The following is an 18,562-nucleotide window of genomic DNA, read 5'->3' as shown; positions in this document are numbered from 1 at the left end:
GCCGCCGAATGGGCTAATCGCCCAGGGGGCGCCTCGCCGCGGCCGGGTACCGGTCGAGTGTGGTTGCTCGCGTAGTTCCCCGTGCCCCTTACGGGGCGCTGCCGCCCCTCTCAGCCACAGCCGCCGGGTGCCCTCACAGCAACGACGGCATCCCCACCGCCGACACCTCCCGTGCCGCCCGATCCAACGCACTGGCCAGCAAGGCCAGATCCGTAGGCCCGTTCCCCAACTCCCGTACGGACCGCCGAGCCGGCGGATCCCCCATCCGCGCCCAGTCCAACGGCACGACCGTGGGCCGCAGGGTCGCCGTACGAGGAATCCGCCCCGTCACCCGCCCCGCCTGGAAGGCGGTCACTCGACCGCCCTCGCCACGCAACTCCCCCCGCCCGGGCGCGGGTTCGTCCGGCCCCGGCACCGGCGCGCTGAGCACGGCCCGCGCCCCGGCGGCCCGCCCCAGCTCGCTCCCGTCCACGCGCCCACCCGCACCGGCGGCGACGAGATGCACCCCGAGCCGCTCGCCCTCCCGGGCCACGGCCTCCAACGACCGTACGACCGACCCGGCGGCCGGCCGCCCCGTGGAGCCGAGCGCGGGCGACAGCAGTGCGTCGAGGTCGTCGACGATCACGACGAGCCGAGGCAACTCCGAGGCCTTTCCAGCGGCCCCCTTGCCGTCCTGCTCGCCGCTCTTGCGCCCGGCGCCGGCGCCCGGCCGCAGCCGCAGCGTGGAGCTGGAGGACGAGTCGAGGTCGGCGGCGCCGGAGGCAGCCGCGCGCTGCGGAACGATCCGACCCGACAGCTCACGCCGGGTGTGCCACTCCACGAACCCGAGCCCGCCGAGCATCTCCGCACGCCGCTTGAGCTCGGCGCTCAACGACTGCGCGAACTCCCGCATCCGGACAGGATCGGTGGCCACGAGATACGTACCGACATGGGGCAGATCGGTACACACCGCCAGCCCTTCCTGGCCCCGCGCACCGGTGCCGGCACCGTCCCGCCCGTCGACGAGCGCGATCCCCAGCCGGTCGGGCCGCTCGGCGGCGGCCAGCGACGCGGCGATGGACCGCAGCAGCTCCGTACGACCGCTGCCAGGCGGCCCCTCGATCAGCAGATGGGGGGCCTCGGAGACGAGGTCCACGGACACCGGCCCGCGCGGCCCGGCGCCGAGCACGGCCCAGGCCCGCCCGCCGAGCGCCGCCGTGTCGTCGGCCGCGTCCGCCCAACGAGCCATCAGCGACGCCGGGGTGGCCCGCGCCAGCCCCAACTCGTCCAGCAACCGCGCCGACTGCGGCAACGGCGCGGAGACCCGTGCCGTCTGCCGGTCCCCGGCCGCCCCGTCCGTACGCAGGGGCGCGAGCGCCCGCGCGAACCGCTCCGCCCACGCCGCCGACACGGCGTCCAACGTGGCCACCGTGCCGTGGTTCAGCAGTCCGGGCCGGTCCGGCGAGAGCGCGGCGAGGTCCTGGGTGCCGGGGTGTGTGCGCTCCTCGGCACTGGGCCGCGCGGCTCGGGCGAGGTCGAGGTTCGGGTGCGTAGGACTCACGGAACCGGTGTCCGCCTCGGCAGGGTGCCTGGCGCGGGGCCGACCCGCCGCGACGCCGGGGTCGGTGACACGCCCGTGCTCGGCGGGGGCGGGGGCGGAGTCGGGATGCGTGCCGCCGTACCCGGGTGCGACGCGCAACAGCCGCAGCGCCGTCGCGACATCACCGCTGAGCAGCGCTACGGCCCCGCACGCGCGGAACGCGGGCGAGACCTCGCAGGCCGCCGCGTATGTCTCCGTCACCGGCGAGGCGGGCGACGCGGCCTCCGCCTCGGCGAGGCACACGACATGGATACCGGCGACGGGCCCGTCCTGCGCCAGCCGCACCACGGCCTCCCGCACATCCGCACCCCCGGGATCCCCGTCCACGACCACCACGGTGTACGGCCCCACGAAGCCACCGTCCGCCGTGTCGTCCTCGCGAGCCCAGGACGGCCGCCGCACGGCTCGCCCGCCGGGGGCGCCGTCGACCTGGTGCCTCCTCGGCTCCGCCGTGTCCGCCGCGTGGTCCTCCAGGCGGCGCAGCAGCTCGTCCAGGCGGGCCGTCGCCTGTTCGCGGTCGTAGGCGAGAAGGAGGCGGCAGTCCTGGCCGTGGGCGGGGCGGAGGTGGGGGAGCCAGCCGAGCCAGGACCAGTCGGCGGTGCGTTCCTCGGCGGGGCGGGAGCGGTCCGCGCTGATCAGGACCAGTTCCAGGGTGTCGGGGGAGTGCAGCGCGGCGAGTTGGGCCACGACCGCGCGGGTCAGCCCCAGCAGCCGGGGGCGCGGCCCCGCCAGCCCCAGCGCGCCGACCTCCCGCAACCCGGTGGTCACCGGCACCGCCGGCAGCAGCCCCGAACCGTCCGGCGCGGCCCGGTCGGCCGTGCCCAGCCGCACCGTCAGCGCCTCCGGGTGCCCCGGCCCCCGCTCCCACAGCCGGGCCCCGGGCCCCAGCGCGGTGAGCAGCAGCGCGGCCGGGTCCGGCCAGGTCTCCGGCAGTCGCTCCCCGTCGGCCGGGAGCACCGACGCCATCGCGCCGCGCTCGTCCTCGTCGTACTCGGAGTCGTACTCATACGGATCGTGCTCGGCGTCCGTCTGGCCCCGCGCCCCGGTCAACCGACGCGCCCACCGCCCGAGCCCACCCCGTTTACGCACCCCACGCGGCACGTCCGTCCCCCGGAGGGGAGTGTTCTTCCGACTGCCGGAGTCACCGGCCTCGGCCCCGGTCACGTCATCGCCGGCCCCCACGTCACCGGAAGCCACCGACCCGGCCCCGCCGCCGAAGGCCTCCGCCCGCATCTCGCCCGTCGCCATACGAACGCTGTCCCGCCCGGCCCCCTCGCCGGCGTCCCCCGCCGTCCGCTCGATCCCCGGGGCCCCGCCCTGCCCCGGCACAATCCGGGAGACGCTCCCCGAGCGAGGGCCAGAGCCGGAACCGGTGGAAACGCCGGAGCCGGAGCCGGAACCCGCATCGCTCCCCAAGCCCTTACCACCCCCCGGCCCCGCCGGCACCCTCACCCGGACATGCCCCTCCCCGTCAGGCGCCGTCCCGACCCCCCGCACCCCCGAGGACGAGGCCAGCCGGAGCGCGGACTCGCCGATACGGAGGAGCGCGCCCGGGGCCAGCCGCACCGGGCGGTCGCCCACGCGGTTGCCGTCGAGGGTCGTGCCGTTGGTGGAGCCCAGGTCGACGACCGAGACGCGGCCGTCGGCGGAGAGGGTGACCGCGCAGTGGAGGCGGGAGACGTCGGGGTCGTCCAGGGGGACGTCGGCGTCGGCGGAGCGGCCGATGTGGATCTTGCCGCCGTGCAGCAGGTGGACGCCGCCGGCGTCGGGGCCGGCCACCACGTGCAGCTGGGCGGCGGCCTCGTCGACCTCGGGGCCCGGCTCGGCGGGGGCGCCCAGGGAGAGCACGGCGCCGTCGATGAGGGGCGGCTCGCCCAGGGTGCAGCGCTGGGTGTCGAGCCGCTCGGCGCCGGCGTACAGCACGACCTGGCCGCCGCCGACCTCCCGGCCGCGCTCCAGCCGCTCGGCGCCGCCCTCGCCGACCGCGGAGGCCAGGCCCGAGGCCACCGCGGCGAGGGCCGTCCCGGCGGGCGCCGTGACCAGCACGTCGCAGGCCGTGGCGCGTCCTCGGGGCTCCGAGGCCGGTCCCAGCGGGTCTACGACGGTCAGCCGGATCTGCATCGCCGTCAGCGGTCCCTTCCGCGCGGGCACCCGGGACGACGAGGACGAGACTGCGCGGTCCCCACCGCAGACTTCCCCCACCGCTCACGGGCACGTCGGCCAGTACTGGAGGCATCCTCGCACCTGCCACTGACAACACGCCCGCCGCCCACCGCCAAGTGATCTTGATTGGTCGGCTCTGCCCCCAAAAGTGCCTGACCAATGCCCGGCAGTTGATCACTTGAGATCGGTCACGTCCCTCTCATGTCCGCATTCGGGATCGGTCGCGTCCGCATAGGCAACCAGCGGCCCATGGGTGAGCGTCTATCCATCGAACACACATGGGTACGCGTACGTACTCGCGTGGACGGACCCGTGGACGAACACCACAGGAAGACAACAGCCGGTCCCGAGGACGGCCCCACTACAGTGGGTCGGAGCGTCCGAATGACGAGGACGGACCAGCCAAGCAAGCAGCAGGGAGCGCATGACGTGCGGCCGGTAGGGAGCAAGTACCTCCTTGAGGAGCCGCTTGGACGCGGCGCCACAGGCACTGTCTGGCGCGCCCGCCAGCGAGAGACCGCGGGGGCCGAGGCGGCGGTGCCGGGACAGCCCGGTGAGACCGTGGCGATCAAGGTGCTCAAGGAGGAGCTCGCCAACGACGCGGACGTCGTGATGCGGTTCCTGCGGGAGCGCTCCGTGCTGCTCCGGCTCACCCACCCGAACATCGTGCGGGTACGGGACCTGGTGGTCGAGGGCGATCTGCTCGCCCTGGTCATGGACCTGGTCGACGGCCCGGACCTGCACCGCTACCTCCGTGAGAACGGCCCGTTCACGCCGGTCGGCGCCGCCCTGCTCACCGCCCAGGTCGCCGACGCGCTCGCCGCCAGCCACGCCGACGGCGTCGTCCACCGCGACCTGAAGCCCGCCAACGTCCTGCTCAAGCAGGACGGCGGCGAGATGCACCCGATGCTGACCGACTTCGGTATCGCCCGTCTCGCCGACTCCCCGGGCCTGACCCGGACCAGCGAGTTCGTCGGCACGCCCGCGTACGTCGCCCCCGAGTCCGCCGAGGGCCGGCCGCAGACCTCCGCCGTCGACATCTACGGCGCCGGCATCCTGATGTACGAACTGGTCACCGGGCGCCCGCCGTTCAGCGGCGGTTCCTCCCTCGAAGTGCTGCACCAGCACCTCAGCGCCGAGCCGCGCCGCCCGTCCACCGTCCCCGACCCGCTGTGGACGGTCATCGAGCGCTGTCTGCGCAAGAACCCGATGGAACGGCCCAGCGCCGTCAACCTCGCCCGCGCGCTCCGCATCGTCGCCGAGGGCGTCGGCGTGCACGCGAACTCGATGCAGATCGCCGCCGCCGAGGGTGTGGGCCATATCCTCGCCCCCGACCCGGCGCCCGCGCAGGTGCCCGGCGCCCCCGAGCCGTTCGGTTCGGCCGACCCGACGCAGGTACTGCCGCAGGGTGCCGGCTCGTACGACCCGAATGCCGCGACCAGCGTGCTCCCGCACACCTCGGGCCCGGGCAACCAGCCCGCGGGCGCGGCCGACCCCACCGCCGTACTCCCGCAGACCGGCGGCCGGCCCGGAGGCGGGCCGGGCGGCGCCGACCCGACCTCCGTCATGCCGCCCGTGCCGCAGCACGACCCGGGCGAGCAGCCTCACCCCTGGCAGAACCAGCTCCGCGCCGCCCGCGACCGCAACGAGCAGACCCAGGTCCAGTACCTCGACCCCAGCGAGGACCCGCTGCGCCGCCGCCCCCAGCGGCAGGCAGGGCACCCGCCCCAGCAGCCCCCGCAGCAGCCGCGCCGCCAGCAGCGCCCGCCGCAGGGCGCCCCCGGCTACGGCCAGCCGCAGCAGCAACAGGGCTACGCACCTCCGCAGCCCCAGCAGCCGCAGCGTCAGCAGCCCCAGCGCTACGCCCCCGCCCCGCAGCCCCAGCAGCCCGCCCCGCGCCCGCAGCGCGAGCCCCGGCCGCCCCGCGAGCCGCGCCGGCGCAGCGCCAACCCGATGAAGATCCCGGGCCTCGGCTGCCTCAAGGGCTGCCTCTTCATGATCGTCCTCCTCTTCGTCGGCGGCTGGCTGATCTGGGAGTTCACGCCCCTGCAGGAGTGGGTCGGCACCACCAAGAGCTGGTGGGCCCAGCTCACGGACTGGTTCAGCACGGCAAGCGACTGGATCGGCGAGCTGGGCAACGACCCCGGCACGGGCTCCGGCGGCGACACAGGCCAGTAACCCCCGACCCCCCGCGCCCCAAGTCCCTTGGGGCGCGGGTCCGTCGGCAGCTGAGGTTGGGGATTTGTCGACATCTGAGGGGTGATTTCCGCCTCGGCGGTGAACGTCGGCTCTTCGGGCGCGTAGCTTTGTCGCCAACACGCGGCCTGTAGGAGCAGTCTTGGGACGGAAGATCGGAAGCCGGTACACCGCGAACCAGATTCTGGGGCGGGGCAGCGCCGGCACGGTGTGGCTGGGTGAGGGCCCGGAGGGCCCCGTCGCCATCAAGCTGCTGCGCGAGGACCTCTCGTCCGACCAGGAACTCGTCAGCCGCTTCGTCCAGGAGCGCACCGCACTCCTGGGCCTCGACCACCCCAACGTGGTGTCCGTACGCGACCTCGTCGTCGACGGCAACGACCTCGCCCTCGTCATGGACCTCGTCCGGGGCACGGATCTGCGCACCCGCCTCGAGCGGGAGCGGCGGATGGCCCCCGAGGCGGCGGTCGCCATAGTGGCCGACATCGCCGACGGCCTGGCGGCGGCGCACGCGGCCGGGGTCGTGCACCGGGACGTGAAGCCGGAGAACGTCCTCCTCGACATGCAGGGCCCCCTCGGCCCCGGCGGCGCGCACCCGGCGCTCCTGACCGACTTCGGCGTCGCGAAGCTGATCGATTCTCCTCGCCGCACCCGTGCGACGAAGATCATCGGAACGCCGGACTATCTCGCCCCCGAGATCGTGGAGGGCCTGCCGCCGCGGGCCGCCGTCGACATCTACGCCCTCGCGACCGTGCTCTACGAGCTGCTCGCGGGCTTCACGCCGTTCGGCGGGGGACATCCCGGGGCGGTGTTGCGCCGGCACGTCACCGAGACGGTCGTCCCTCTCCCCGGAATCCCCGAGGAGCTCTGGCAGCTCCTCGTGCAGTGTCTGGCCAAGGCGCCGGCCTCGCGGTTGCGGGCGTCCGAGCTGGCGGCGCGGTTGCGGGAGCAGCTGCCGTTGCTGGCGGGGATGCCGCCGTTGGATGTCGACGAGCCGGGGACGGAGAGCGGGGACGCGTACGAGGAGGCTCCCGCTTCCGCTGAGGCCGCGGCTCCTCGGGAGCGGGTGCGGAGGGGGGCCGTGCCGCTCGTGCCGGGTGCGAAGCCGGACTCCAACCGGGACACGCATACGTCGATGCGGGTGCCGGGGCCGGATGAGCTGGCCGGGGGTGCGCGGGGGACCGCGCGGGTGCCGCGGCCGGCGGGGGCGCCTCGGCCGGGGTCCGCGCGGAACCGCTCCGCGGTGGCTCGGCGGCGACGGATCACGTTGAGCGCGGCGGCCGTCGCGCTGGTCGCCGCGGTGGGAGTGGGGGCCTGGGCGGTCACCTCCGGGGGCGACGACGGTACGGCGCCGTCCGACACGAAGAATTCAGCTCCGGGTAACCCCTGACTGCCCGGCGCCCGAGAGCTCGGGGGTGCGGATTGTCTGGCAGGTGGGCGCGGGGAACTGCGCGAGCAACCCCCACCCACCCGCGCATACAACACGCATCGCAGCCACCCCCTCATCCCCCAGCGGGGTCTGGGGGCGGCAGCCCCCAGGGCGTGTCCCGGCGCCCGGTGCGTACCCCACGCTGCGGCCACCCCGCCTTGGTTACTCGGCGGAGCCGTTACGCTGGGGGCGTGGCAGTCGTCGATGTATCCGAAGAGCTGAAGTCCCTCTCCTCGACCATGGAGTCGATCGAGGCCGTTTTGGACCTCGACAAGCTGAGGGCAGAGATCGCCGTGCTCGAGGAGCAGGCGGCCGCGCCGTCCCTCTGGGACAACCCCGACGAGGCGCAGAAGATCACGAGCAAGCTGTCCCACCTCCAGGCGGAGGTGCGGAAGGCCGAGGCGCTCCGCGGTCGTATCGACGACCTCGGTGTCCTCTTCGAGATGGCCGAGGAGGAGGACGACCCGGACACCCGCGCCGAGGCCGAGTCGGAGCTCGCCTCCGTCAGGAAGGCGCTGGACGAGATGGAGGTCCGGACGCTCCTCAGCGGCGAGTACGACGCCCGTGAGGCCCTCGTCAACATCCGCGCGGAGGCCGGTGGTGTCGACGCCGCCGACTTCGCCGAGAAGCTCCAGCGGATGTACCTGCGCTGGGCGGAGCAGCACGGCTACAAGACCGAGGTCTACGAGACGTCGTACGCGGAGGAGGCCGGCATCAAGTCGACCACCTTCGCCGTGCAGATCCCGTACGCGTACGGCACGCTCTCCGTGGAGCAGGGCACCCACCGGCTCGTCCGGATCTCGCCCTTCGACAACCAGGGCCGCCGCCAGACCTCCTTCGCCGGTGTCGAGGTGCTGCCCGTCGTCGAGCAGACCGACCACATCGAGATCGACGAGTCCGAGCTGCGCGTGGACGTGTACCGGTCGTCCGGGCCGGGCGGTCAGGGCGTCAACACCACCGACTCCGCGGTGCGGCTGACCCACCTCCCCACCGGCATCGTCGTCTCCTGCCAGAACGAGCGGTCGCAGATCCAGAACAAGGCCACCGCCATGAACGTCCTCCAGGCGAAGCTCCTCGAGCGGCGCCGGCAGGAGGAGCAGGCCAAGATGGACGCGCTCAAGGGCGGCGGCGGCAACTCCTGGGGCAACCAGATGCGTTCGTACGTCCTGCACCCGTACCAGACGGTCAAGGATCTCCGCACCGAGCACGAAGTGGGCAACCCCGAGGCCGTGTTCAACGGCGAGATCGATGGCTTCCTGGAGGCCGGAATTCGCTGGCGCAAGCAGCAGGAGAAGTAGCGGGAGAAAACCCCCGACAGTTTCAGCGCTTTATCGACAAGGCAACTGCCGTTCTTCGGACGGCAGTTGCCTTGTCTGTGTGAGGATGTCTGGGTTTTACGTCACACTCACATGACCTTGCTGCCGTCAAAAGCGGTGAACGGGACATCGCGTACGCAACGACCTTGACGTTGCTGCGAAAAGTGGGAAGGCTGGCGGATGGCATGCGCATTACTGGGGCGCATGTGAACCGGGGAACTTCGAGACCAAGCGACTGCCCCCGTTGATCGCGGCCCCGGGCGCTGCTCCATTTACTGATCAGCTACTGGGGGTAGCAGCCATATGACGAAGAAGACGCGGATCCGCGTGGCGCGTATCGCCGCGGGTGCCGTGATCGCCGCCGGCGCGTCGCTGACCGCCGCGGGTGCCGCTTCCGCGCTGGACCTCGGCGTCGGTATCGGTGTCGGTACCGACGACGGTGTCTCCGCCAATGTCGGTGTCTCGGTCCAGACCGGGGGCGACACCGACGGCACCACGGACGGCAACACCATCATCGGCGCCACGGAGGGCACCACGTCGGAGGGTACGACCTCCGAGGGGACCACCTCTGAAGGCACCACGTCGGAGGGGACGACTTCCGAGGGCACCACCTCTGAGGGCACCACGTCCAACGGCAGCACGTCCAACGGGACCTCCAACGGCACGTCCGAGGGCAGCACCTCGAACGGCACGTCCAACGGCACGTCCGAGGGCAGCACCTCGAACGGCACGTCCAACGGCACGTCCGAGGGCAGCACCTCGAACGGCACCTCCAACGGCACGTCCGAGGGCAGCTCGTCCAACGGCACCTCCGGTGACCAGAGCACCGGCGGCGGTTCCTCCACCATCGGCGGCGACGACTCCACCTCCGGTGGCACCGACCCCGACGGCGGCAACGACGAGGTCGTCCAGGAAGAGGGCTCCTCGCAGCTGACCGACACCGGGTCCGAGGCCGAGGCCCAGGGCACCGGCAACGGCGGCGAGCTCGCCGAGACCGGTGCCGCCGAGACCACGTTCCTGCTGGTCGGCGCCGCCACGATGATCGCCGGCGGTATCGGCTTCCGCATGCTGCCGCGCCTCATGGCCGGCCGTGGCGCCGCGGCGTAACGCATTCGCGTACAGCCGCACAGACAGAGATGAGGCCCGGGGCAGCCAGCCCCGGGCCTTCGTCGTCGTACGTCCGGCTAGTTCTATGCCGTCTGGTGGGCCAGCAGTGCAACTGCCGCTATCAGGATCGCCAGCAGGGCGATCAGCGTCATCGGGCTCAGGGCCGCGAACGGGTTCTCCTGCTGGAGACGTTCACGGCTGGCCCGGCACACGTGGCAGCGGCCCTCGGCGACGGGCGACGCGCAGTTCGCGCACACCAACCGGTCGTACGTCATGCGCCTCGCCCTCCTAGCAGTGGCCTCACACGCATACCTCAACGCTTCGCGGCGCCGGGACGTTCCTGTTTCGTCGCCGGTCCATCACTCCACTGTGCCAGGTTCCCGGAAATTAAGCGCGGGGTCCTTGCGAGAGAAGGGCGAGACGTCCCGCGCCCCTTACCGAGCCGGGGTAGCGGTACAGTCACCGTCATCCATTCCCCGACGGCCTGTGGTGCATCCGTGATCCGATTCGACAACGTGTCCAAGGTCTACCCGAAGCAGACCCGCCCCGCACTCAGGGATGTGTCCCTGGAGGTCGAGAAGGGCGAGTTCGTGTTCCTCGTGGGGTCCTCCGGCTCCGGAAAGTCGACCTTTCTGCGGTTGATCCTCCGGGAGGAGCGGTGCAGTCAGGGGCAGGTGCATGTCCTGGGCAAGGATCTCGCGCGCCTGTCCAACTGGAAGGTGCCGCAGATGCGCCGCCAGCTCGGGACGGTGTTCCAGGACTTCCGGCTGCTGCCGAACAAGACGGTCGGCGAGAACGTCGCCTTCGCGCAGGAGGTGATCGGCAAGTCGCGCGGTGAGATCCGCAAGTCCGTGCCGCAGGTGCTGGAGCTGGTCGGGCTCGGCGGCAAGGAGGAGCGGATGCCGGGCGAGCTGTCCGGTGGTGAGCAGCAGCGCGTGGCGATCGCGCGGGCCTTCGTGAACCGGCCCAAGCTGCTGATCGCGGACGAGCCCACCGGCAACCTCGACCCGCAGACCTCCGTCGGCATCATGAAGCTGCTCGACCGGATCAACCGGACGGGCACCACCGTGGTGATGGCGACCCACGACCAGAACATCGTGGACCAGATGCGCAAGCGCGTCATCGAGCTGGAGAAGGGCCGCCTCGTCCGCGACCAGGCGCGCGGCGTCTACGGCTACCAGCACTGACCGCGTCTGATGACGACTGTCCACGGAAAGGCTTGACCAGACGCCATGCGCGCCCAGTTCGTACTGTCGGAGATCGGAGTCGGTCTCCGCCGCAACCTCACCATGACCTTCGCGGTCATCGTCTCCGTAGCCCTGTCCCTCGCCCTGTTCGGCGGCTCGCTGCTGATGAGCGACCAGGTCAGCCAGATGAAGGGCTACTGGTACGACAAGGTCAACGTGTCGATCTTCCTGTGCAACAAGAGCGACGCGGAGTCCGACCCCAACTGCGCCAAGGGCGCGGTCACGACCGAGCAGAAGAACCAGATCAAGTCCGACCTGGGCAAGATGTCGGTCGTCGACAACGTCGCCTACGAGTCGCAGGACGAGGCGTACAAGCACTACAAGGAGCAGTTCGGCGACTCGCCGCTGGCCAGCAGCCTCACCCCGGACCAGATGCAGGAGTCGTACCGCATCAAGCTGAAGGACCCGGAGAAGTACCAGGTCATCGCGAGCGCCTTCAACGGGCGTGACGGGGTGCAGTCGGTGCAGGACCAGAAGGGCATCCTGGACAACCTCTTCAAGTTGCTCGGGTATCTGAACTGGGCGGCGCGCGGTGTGATGGCGGTCATGCTGGTCGTGGCGCTGCTGCTGATCGTCAACACGGTGCGCGTCTCGGCGTTCAGCCGTCGTCGTGAGACCGGCATCATGCGGCTGGTCGGCGCCTCCGGCTTCTACATCCAGGCGCCGTTCATCATGGAGGCCGCGGTCGCCGGCGTCATCGGCGGCACGCTCGCCTGCGGCTTCCTGGTCCTCGGGCAGTACTTCGTGATCGACAACGGAGTGTCACTGTCCACGAACCTTCCGCTCATCAACTTCGTCGGCTGGGACGCGGTCCTCACCAAGCTGCCGCTCATCCTCGCGGCGAGCTTCCTGATGCCCGCCTTGGCCGCTTTCTTCGCCTTGCGCAAGTACCTGAAGGTGTGACGCACGCCAATAGGGCCGTACCGGCAAGCTCCGGTACGGCCCTTCGCCTTGTCCTAGACTCGCCGACATGTCAGGCCCGGACCTCTTCACCCGCCCGTCGCCCGCCACCGCCCTGTCCGACGCGCTGCGCGCGACCCCTTCTGTTTCAACCCGCCGCATCCGCCGCGGGGCGGCGCTGGCGTTGGTCTTCGCGACCGTGCTCGCCATGGGTGCCGCGACCGGCTCCTTCGACGGCCCGTACGGGGCGACCACCGCCGCCGCGGGTACGGCACGCGAGGTACGCGCCGACCGGCGGCAGGACGTCGCCGACGCCGCCGCGCAGGCCATGGCCGAGGGCAAGTCCCCCATGGAGGCCGCCAAGCGCGCCGTCAGCCGCAGCGGCGACCGCTGGGGCGCGGTCTACTCCGAGGGCGAGTACGAGGAGTTCCAGGAGGCCCTCGACGGCGAGTACACCGGCGTCGGGCTGTGGGCCCGGCTGGAGCGCGACGGCCGTATCGAGGTGACCCGGGTCCAGGAGGGCTCGCCCGCCGACGAGGCCGGGATCCGCACCGGCGACCGGCTGGTCAGCGTCGACGGCGAGAAGGTCGACGGCCGTCCCGTCACCGAGGTCGTCTCCTTACTGCGCGGCGACGCGCGCGGCGACGAGGCCGAGGCCGCGAGCGCCGGCACGGAGGTGTCGCTGGGTCTGCAGCGCGGCACCCGGATGTGGCGGGAGACCCTGCGCAGGGCCCGTCTGTCCACCGAGGACGTGACCGTCAGCAGGCTCGCCCACGGGGTCAGCGTGATCAAGGTCGACGCGTTCACCAAGGGCTCCGGCGACATGGTGCGGGCCGCCGTCGAGCAGGCCGCCGAGGCCTCGGGCTTCGTCCTCGACCTGCGGGGCAACTCCGGCGGCCTGGTCACCGAGGCCGTCACCACCGCCTCCGCCTTCCTCGACGGCGGCCTCGTCGCCACGTACGACGTCGACGGCGAGCAGCGCGCCCTGCACGCCGACGCCGGCGGCGACACCACCAGACCCCTGGTCGCGCTCGTCGACGGCGGCACGATGAGCGCGGCCGAACTGCTCACCGGAGCCCTCCAGGACCGCGGCCGCGCGGTGGTCGTCGGCTCGCGCACCTTCGGCAAGGGCTCGGTCCAGATGCCGAGCCGCCTCCCCGACGGCTCCGTCGCCGAACTGACCGTCGGCCACTACAGCACCCCCTCCGGCCGCGGCCTCGACGGCCGTGGCATCACCCCCGACCTCGAAGCCGACGAGGACGCCGTGCAGCGCGCCGAGACCGTACTGAGCGGGCTCGGCGAGGCCGAGTAGCCGCCGAGTAGCCGTTCCGGGGTCCAGGGCGTTAATCGGCTTCCCGCCGACCCCCTCCGTAGTGCGAAAATGGACGGCACTATGAGCAAGGGAATGTACGTACCGAAGGAGTCCCAGCCCAAGCAGGGCGGGACGGCCGCCAAGGCCAGGGACGGCGAGAAGGGCGGCAAGAAGAAGATCGTCGCCCAGAACAAGAAGGCCCGGCACGACTACGCGATCATCGACACCTACGAGGCCGGGCTCGTCCTCACCGGTACCGAGGTCAAGTCGCTGCGCGAGGGACGGACCTCGCTGACCGACGGCTTCGTCCAGATCGACCGGGGTGAGGCGTGGCTGCACAACGCCCACATCCCCGAGTACCACCAGGGCAGCTGGACCAACCACTCCGCGCGCCGCAAGCGCAAGCTGCTGCTGCACCGCGAGGAGATCGACAAGCTGGAGGTCAAGGCCCAGGAGACGGGCCACACGATCGTGCCCCTCGCCCTGTACTTCAAGGACGGCCGCGCCAAGGCCGAGATCGCCCTCGCCCGAGGCAAGAAGGAGTACGACAAGCGCCAGACCCTGCGGGAGAAGCAGGACCGGCGCGAGTCGGACCGCGCGATCGCGGCGGCCAAGCGCAGGCAGCGTGCGTAGGAATACGGTGGCATGCGCTCGCGTTGGTCACGTACGATGGCACCAACACCGGGTCACCCCGGTGTGAGCATTGATAAAACAACATGGGGATGATCGGTTTCGACAGCGGATGTCGAAGCAGGGGAAGCGTGTCGAGGAAGCGGCCATGATCTCGTGAACCACAGGCCGAAAAAAATAATCGCCACTGTTAAGAGCGATTCTCCCGAGCAGCGCTTCGCTCTCGCCGCCTGATCCAGGTAGCGAGACCGAGCCTCTCACTTAATGGGAGTGTCAGCCCGGGGCTGTTCCCGACCCGGATCCTGGCATCAGCTAGGGGACTAAACCTTGATCCCGGTCACGGGGTGAAGAGGGAAATCTAACAGTGACTGGGCCCGTCGGCGACTTGTTCGCGTGATCGCCGGGGCCGAGAAAAGCGCAGCGAACTGCACACGGAGAAGCCCTGATTCCGCACCGTTGGACGCGGGTTCGATTCCCGCCATCTCCACGATCCCACCGCGTGTGGGCACCCCATGTGGGCGAAGGCCTCGCTGCTCTCGGGCAGCGGGGCCTTCGTCATGTGTGCCTCAGCGCAGGGAGAACGTACGCCGGCTCCTCGTACTCCTTGAGGACGTGGGGGCGCAGGGCGGACGAGGCTGTCGTGCGGTTGACCTCGTTGTTGTTGCCCAGGAAGTGCTTCAGGGTGGGGGCCGTTTTGAGGTGGTCGGGGTCGCCGCCGGTCAGGCCGGTGCCGTATGCCGTCGCCATGGCGCTGGTCAGGCGGGGGCCCTCGGAGTAGCCCTCCTCGTTGCGGCCCCAACGGGGGTCGCGCAGCGGGTTGACGACTGGGGCCCAGAGGTTGAGGCCGGTGCGCCGCGCTCGGTGGAAGCCACGGGCCTCGTCCCCGACCGCGGAGCCGACTCTCTTGATGAGTGCCGGGTTCCAGGTCGAGGCCAGACCTACTGCTTGGGGGAAGACCGTGGCTTCGCCCAGCCAGGCCACTCCGTGGAGGGCTTCGGTGCCGGCTTTGAAGGGGGCGATGTCGAGGCGGGGGATTGCGGGTTGGTACTGGTGGAGGAGGGAGACCTTTTCGTCCAGGGTCAGGCGGGAGAGGAGGTCGTTGACGCGTTGGGTGGTGGGGAGTCGGGGGTTGCGGAAGGGGTATTCCGGGGCGTCGGCGGTTGTGGGGGTGGTTACGGCGAGACCTGTTAGTAGGGCCAGGGTGGTTATGAGTGTGGCTCTTCGCTTGCCTTTCATGTCGGGGCTCCTTCGGGTTTTCGCCTAGTAGCTCGGGCGGACATGGGTGTTCGGCGGGTGCGGGTGAGTGAGGGCTTGTCGCGCAGTTCCCCGCGCCCCTGAAAGAACCGGGCAAGCCCTCCCCTATACAGCCCTCGGCGCTATACGGCCCTCGGGGCCGTGCTCGCCCTCGCCGTCAGGCTGGGCCTCAGTAACGTCGCGCTCGGGACCGGGGTGTTGTCCAGCTTGGACATCAGGAGCTGTACCGCCTGCTCGCCCACCTCCCTCGAGGGGATGGCTATCGAGGTGACCGGGACCGGGAGGGTCTCGGCTTGGTCGTCCGGGCAGAGGGCGGTGAGGGAGAGGTCGGTGGGGACGCGTAGGCCGAGGTGTTCGAAGGCGTCGATCAGGGGTTCCAGGATGGCCTCGTTGTGGATGACGACGCCGGTGAGGGCGGGCTGTTCGCGCAGGAGGCGCTCGGCGACCGTGCGGGCGGCGGCCGGGGTGGCCTCGCAGGGGTGGACGGTGGACGACATGCCGTGGCGGGCGGCGGCCGCGGTGAAGCCCTGGACCACACGTTGCGCGAAGGCGGTCTGGCGGACGTAGACCTCCGGGGGTGAGCCGATCAGGCCGATCACGCGGTGCCCGAGGCCGGCCAGGTGCTCCACGCACAGTTCGCCGGCCGCCTTGAAGTCGAGGTCGATGCAGGTCAGGCCGGCGGGGTCGGCGGGGAAGCCGATCAGCACCGAGGGGCGGTCCAGGGCGCGGAGCAACGGCAGGCGGGGGTCGTGGAGTTGGACGTCCATCACGATCAGGGCGTCCACCAGGGCGGTGTCCGCCACGCGCCGCAGGCCCTTCTCGCCCTCCTCCTGGGTGAGGACGAGTACGTCGTGGTCGTACTCGCGGGCCGTCGTCATGACCGAGACCGCGAACTGCATGACCACCGGGACGTTGATGCCGGCCCGTAGCGGCACCACCATCGCGAGGACGTTCGACTTGTTGCTGGCGAGGGCGCGGGCGCCCGCGTGGGGGCGGTAGCCGAGTTCGCGGATGGACGCCTCGACCCGGGCCCGGGTCTCCGCCGAGATGGGGCGTTTGCCGCTGAGGGTGTAGGAGACGGTGCTGGGGGAGACGCCCGCGTGCCGGGCCACGTCAGTGATCTTCACCATCGGGCTTCACCTGCCGTTTCCGGGGCTGGGGACGGGTCCGGGTCCGGGTCCGGGTCGAGGTCCATGGTCAGGAAGCCGGTGCCGGCCCGGGCGCGGACCTCGCGGCCCTCCGCCGACAGGCCCCACGGTGCTCGCGGGTCGCTGCACGAGGCCCGCAGCACGTTTCCCTCCCGTACGACGGTGAAGGTCGCCTCGCCCACCGGGACCGTGACCTGGGCGCCGCGTTCCAGGCCGTAGGCGTGCAGGGTGACGTCGTCGGCGTGGTCGTAGTCGGGGCGGTCCACCGTCGCGCCCACGGGGATCACCGCTCCCGGGCGTACCAGCAGCGGCACGCTGAGGAAGTCGTGGCGCTCGCGGATCCAGCGGGGGCCGGTGACCGCCGCGCCGGTCAGGAAGTGGGTCCAGGTGCCCTCGGGGACGTAGTACGTGACGTCGCCCTCGTCGCTGAAGACGGGGGCGACGAGGAGGTCCGGGCCGAGCATGTACTGGCGTTCCAGATGGGCGCAGCCGGGGTCGTCGGGGAACTCCAGGACCATCGCCCGCATCATCGGCACGCCCTCGGTGTGGGCGGTGCGCGCGGCCTCGTAGAGGTAGGGCATGAGGCTGAGCTTCAGGCGGGTGAACGTGCGCAGGACGTCGACCGATTCGTCGTCGAAGAGCCAGGGGACGCGGTAGGAGGACGAGCCGTGCAGGCGGCTGTGGGAGGAGAGCAGGCCGAAGGCGATCCAGCGTTTGAACAGCGCGGGTGTCGGGGTGCCCTCGAAGCCGCCGATGTCGTGGCTCCAGTAGCCGAAGCCGGACAGGCCGAGCGAGAGGCCGCCGCGCAGGGACTCGGCCATCGACTCGTATGTGGCCTCGCAGTCGCCGCCCCAGTGCACGGGGAAGCGCTGACTGCCGGTGGTGGCCGAGCGGGAGAAGACCACGGCCTCGCCCTCGCCGCGGTGTTTGCGCAGGACGTCGAAGACGGTCCGGTTGTAGAGGTACGTGTAGTAGTTGTGCATCCGCTCCGGGTCCGATCCGTCGGACCAGGCCACGTCCGTGGGCACCCGCTCGCCGAAGTCGGCCTTGAAGCAGTCGACGCCCTGGGCGAGGAGGGCTTCGAGCTTCGCCGCGTACCAGGCTCGGGCGGCCGGGTTGGTGAAGTCGACCAGGGCCATGCCCGGCTGCCACAGGTCCCACTGCCACACGCTGCCGTCCGGGCGCTTCAGCAGATAACCGGCGGCCTTGCCCTCGGCGAACAGCGGCGAGCGCTGGGCGATGTACGGGTTGAGCCATACGCAGATCCGCAGCCCGCGTGCCTTCAGCCGCGCCAGCATGCCCTCCGGGTCGGGGAAGACGCGTGGATCCCACTGGAAGTCGCACCAGTGGTACTCGCGCATCCAGAAGCAGTCGAAGTGGAAGACGGACAGGGGCAGCGCGCGCTCCCGCATGCCGTCGATGAAGGAGGTCACCGTCTCCTCGTCGTAGGAGGTGGTGAAGGAGGTGGAGAGCCAGAGGCCGAAGGACCAGGCGGGTGGGAGCGCCGGACGGCCGGTGAGGGCCGTGTACTTGCGGAGGATGTCCTTCGGGGTCGGGCCGTAGATGACGTAGTACGTCAACTCCTGGGTCTCCGCGCTGAACTGGACCCTCGACACCACCTCCGACGCCACCTCGAACGACACCTTGCCCGGATGGTCGACGAAGACGCCGTAGCCCGCGTCCGTCAGGAAGAACGGCACGTTCTTGTACGCCTGCTCGCTGCACGTGCCGCCGTCGGCCTGCCAGATGTCGACGACCTGACCGTTCTTGACCAGCGGGCCGAAGCGTTCGCCGAGGCCGTAGACGGACGTGCCCACCCCCAGGTTCAGCTGTTCGCGCAGGTAGTGCGCCCCCGTCGCGTCCCGCATGATGCCCATGTTCTTGGCGCCGCTGGTGGTGAGGGTGCGGCCGTGGGCGAGGAAGTCGACCTGCCAGGGGCCGCCGCGCGCGACCCGGACCGACAGCGCGCCCGAGGTCAGGGTCGCGTGCTCGTCGTCGTACGAGACCTGGGGGGTGGTCTCGTCCTCGGTGAGTTCGAACTCGGGGCCGCGGGGCTGCTCGCCCGTGAGGTGGGTCAGGGTGAGGCCGATCACGTCGGGCATCGGGCTGTGCGCGTTGATCGTCACGACCGGTCCCTTCAGCAGGTCGCCGCGGCTGCGGACGGGTCTGGTCGGCGCGTGGATCTCCAGGACGCCGTCCGACTCGGTGACGTCCAGCACCTCGGCCGGGTAGGCCGCGGTCACGCCCTCACGGAGCAGCCAGTAACCATCGGTGAACTTCATGT

The 18,562-nt window shown here is 71.2% G+C and carries 12 protein-coding genes, 1 other RNA gene and 1 pseudogene; 9 read left to right on the top strand and 5 right to left on the bottom strand.

Annotated elements, in window-relative coordinates; translation table 11 throughout:
• Positions 1 to 133: 133 nt before the first annotated feature.
• A complete protein-coding gene (locus CES90_RS27670) occupies positions 134 to 3,700 on the bottom strand; it encodes an FHA domain-containing protein (protein ID WP_189786872.1) in 3,567 nt (1,188 codons plus the stop codon).
• 471 nt (positions 3,701 to 4,171) lie between these two features.
• Here CES90_RS27670 and CES90_RS27665 point away from each other — a divergent pair, with 471 nt between their 5' ends.
• The 4 genes from CES90_RS27665 to CES90_RS27650 all read left to right on the top strand — a co-directional run bounded on the left by CES90_RS27665 (position 4,172) and on the right by CES90_RS27650 (position 9,787).
• Positions 4,172 to 5,920 (top strand): serine/threonine-protein kinase, encoded by a 1,749-nt coding sequence (locus CES90_RS27665; RefSeq protein WP_189786828.1) that lies wholly within the window; start codon positions 4,172 to 4,174, stop codon positions 5,918 to 5,920.
• 160 nt (positions 5,921 to 6,080) lie between these two features.
• The gene (locus CES90_RS27660) at positions 6,081 to 7,325 is read left to right on the top strand and encodes a serine/threonine-protein kinase (RefSeq protein ID WP_189786827.1); all 1,245 of its coding nucleotides are present in this window, start codon (positions 6,081 to 6,083) and stop codon (positions 7,323 to 7,325) included.
• 230 nt (positions 7,326 to 7,555) lie between these two features.
• Positions 7,556 to 8,662, top strand: coding sequence for a peptide chain release factor 2 (prfB, locus tag CES90_RS27655; RefSeq protein ID WP_189786826.1), 1,107 nt, complete (start codon positions 7,556 to 7,558; stop codon positions 8,660 to 8,662).
• Positions 8,663 to 8,983: 321 nt separating this feature from the next.
• A complete protein-coding gene (locus tag CES90_RS27650; protein WP_208921457.1) occupies positions 8,984 to 9,787 on the top strand; it encodes a hypothetical protein in 804 nt (267 codons plus the stop codon).
• 83 nt (positions 9,788 to 9,870) lie between these two features.
• Here CES90_RS27650 and CES90_RS27645 read toward each other — a convergent pair whose 3' ends face one another.
• Complete coding sequence (locus tag CES90_RS27645; RefSeq protein WP_189786824.1) at positions 9,871 to 10,062, bottom strand: hypothetical protein; 192 nt, start codon at positions 10,060 to 10,062, stop codon at positions 9,871 to 9,873.
• 222 nt (positions 10,063 to 10,284) lie between these two features.
• Between CES90_RS27645 and ftsE the strand changes: the two genes are divergently transcribed.
• The 5 genes from ftsE (at position 10,285) to ssrA (ending at position 14,366) form a co-directional block, all read left to right on the top strand.
• A complete protein-coding gene (gene ftsE / locus CES90_RS27640; protein ID WP_009320785.1) occupies positions 10,285 to 10,974 on the top strand; it encodes a cell division ATP-binding protein FtsE in 690 nt (229 codons plus the stop codon).
• A gap of 45 nt (positions 10,975 to 11,019) precedes the next feature.
• Positions 11,020 to 11,937 (top strand): permease-like cell division protein FtsX, encoded by a 918-nt coding sequence (gene ftsX / locus CES90_RS27635; RefSeq protein ID WP_189786823.1) that lies wholly within the window; start codon positions 11,020 to 11,022, stop codon positions 11,935 to 11,937.
• Between the two features lie 67 nt (positions 11,938 to 12,004).
• Complete coding sequence (locus tag CES90_RS27630) at positions 12,005 to 13,246, top strand: S41 family peptidase (RefSeq protein ID WP_189786822.1); 1,242 nt, start codon at positions 12,005 to 12,007, stop codon at positions 13,244 to 13,246.
• Between the two features lie 93 nt (positions 13,247 to 13,339).
• A complete protein-coding gene (gene smpB / locus CES90_RS27625; RefSeq protein ID WP_229914288.1) occupies positions 13,340 to 13,879 on the top strand; it encodes an SsrA-binding protein SmpB in 540 nt (179 codons plus the stop codon).
• An 85-nt stretch (positions 13,880 to 13,964) separates the two neighbouring features.
• Positions 13,965 to 14,366, top strand: a transfer-messenger RNA (tmRNA) gene (ssrA, locus tag CES90_RS27620).
• Positions 14,367 to 14,458: 92 nt separating this feature from the next.
• Here the strand turns inward: ssrA and CES90_RS27615 are convergent.
• The 3 genes and pseudogenes from CES90_RS27615 to yicI all read right to left on the bottom strand — a co-directional run.
• Positions 14,459 to 15,112: pseudogene (locus CES90_RS27615) on the bottom strand (glycoside hydrolase family 3 N-terminal domain-containing protein); the annotation flags it as partial.
• Between the two features lie 140 nt (positions 15,113 to 15,252).
• The gene (locus CES90_RS27610; RefSeq protein ID WP_189786820.1) at positions 15,253 to 16,260 is read right to left on the bottom strand and encodes a LacI family DNA-binding transcriptional regulator; all 1,008 of its coding nucleotides are present in this window, start codon (positions 16,258 to 16,260) and stop codon (positions 15,253 to 15,255) included.
• Positions 16,254 to 18,560 carry an alpha-xylosidase gene (yicI, locus tag CES90_RS27605; protein ID WP_189786819.1) on the bottom strand — a complete coding sequence of 769 codons (2,307 nt, stop codon included), beginning with the start codon at positions 18,558 to 18,560 and terminating at the stop codon, positions 16,254 to 16,256. Before yicI ends, CES90_RS27610 begins: the two co-directional genes overlap by 7 nt.
• Positions 18,561 to 18,562: the final 2 nt, after the last annotated feature.

It is taken from the genome of Streptomyces capitiformicae (assembly GCF_002214185.1).
Taxonomy (GTDB): Bacteria; Actinomycetota; Actinomycetes; order Streptomycetales; family Streptomycetaceae; genus Streptomyces; species Streptomyces capitiformicae.
This window is presented reverse-complemented; position numbering and strand designations above follow the sequence as displayed.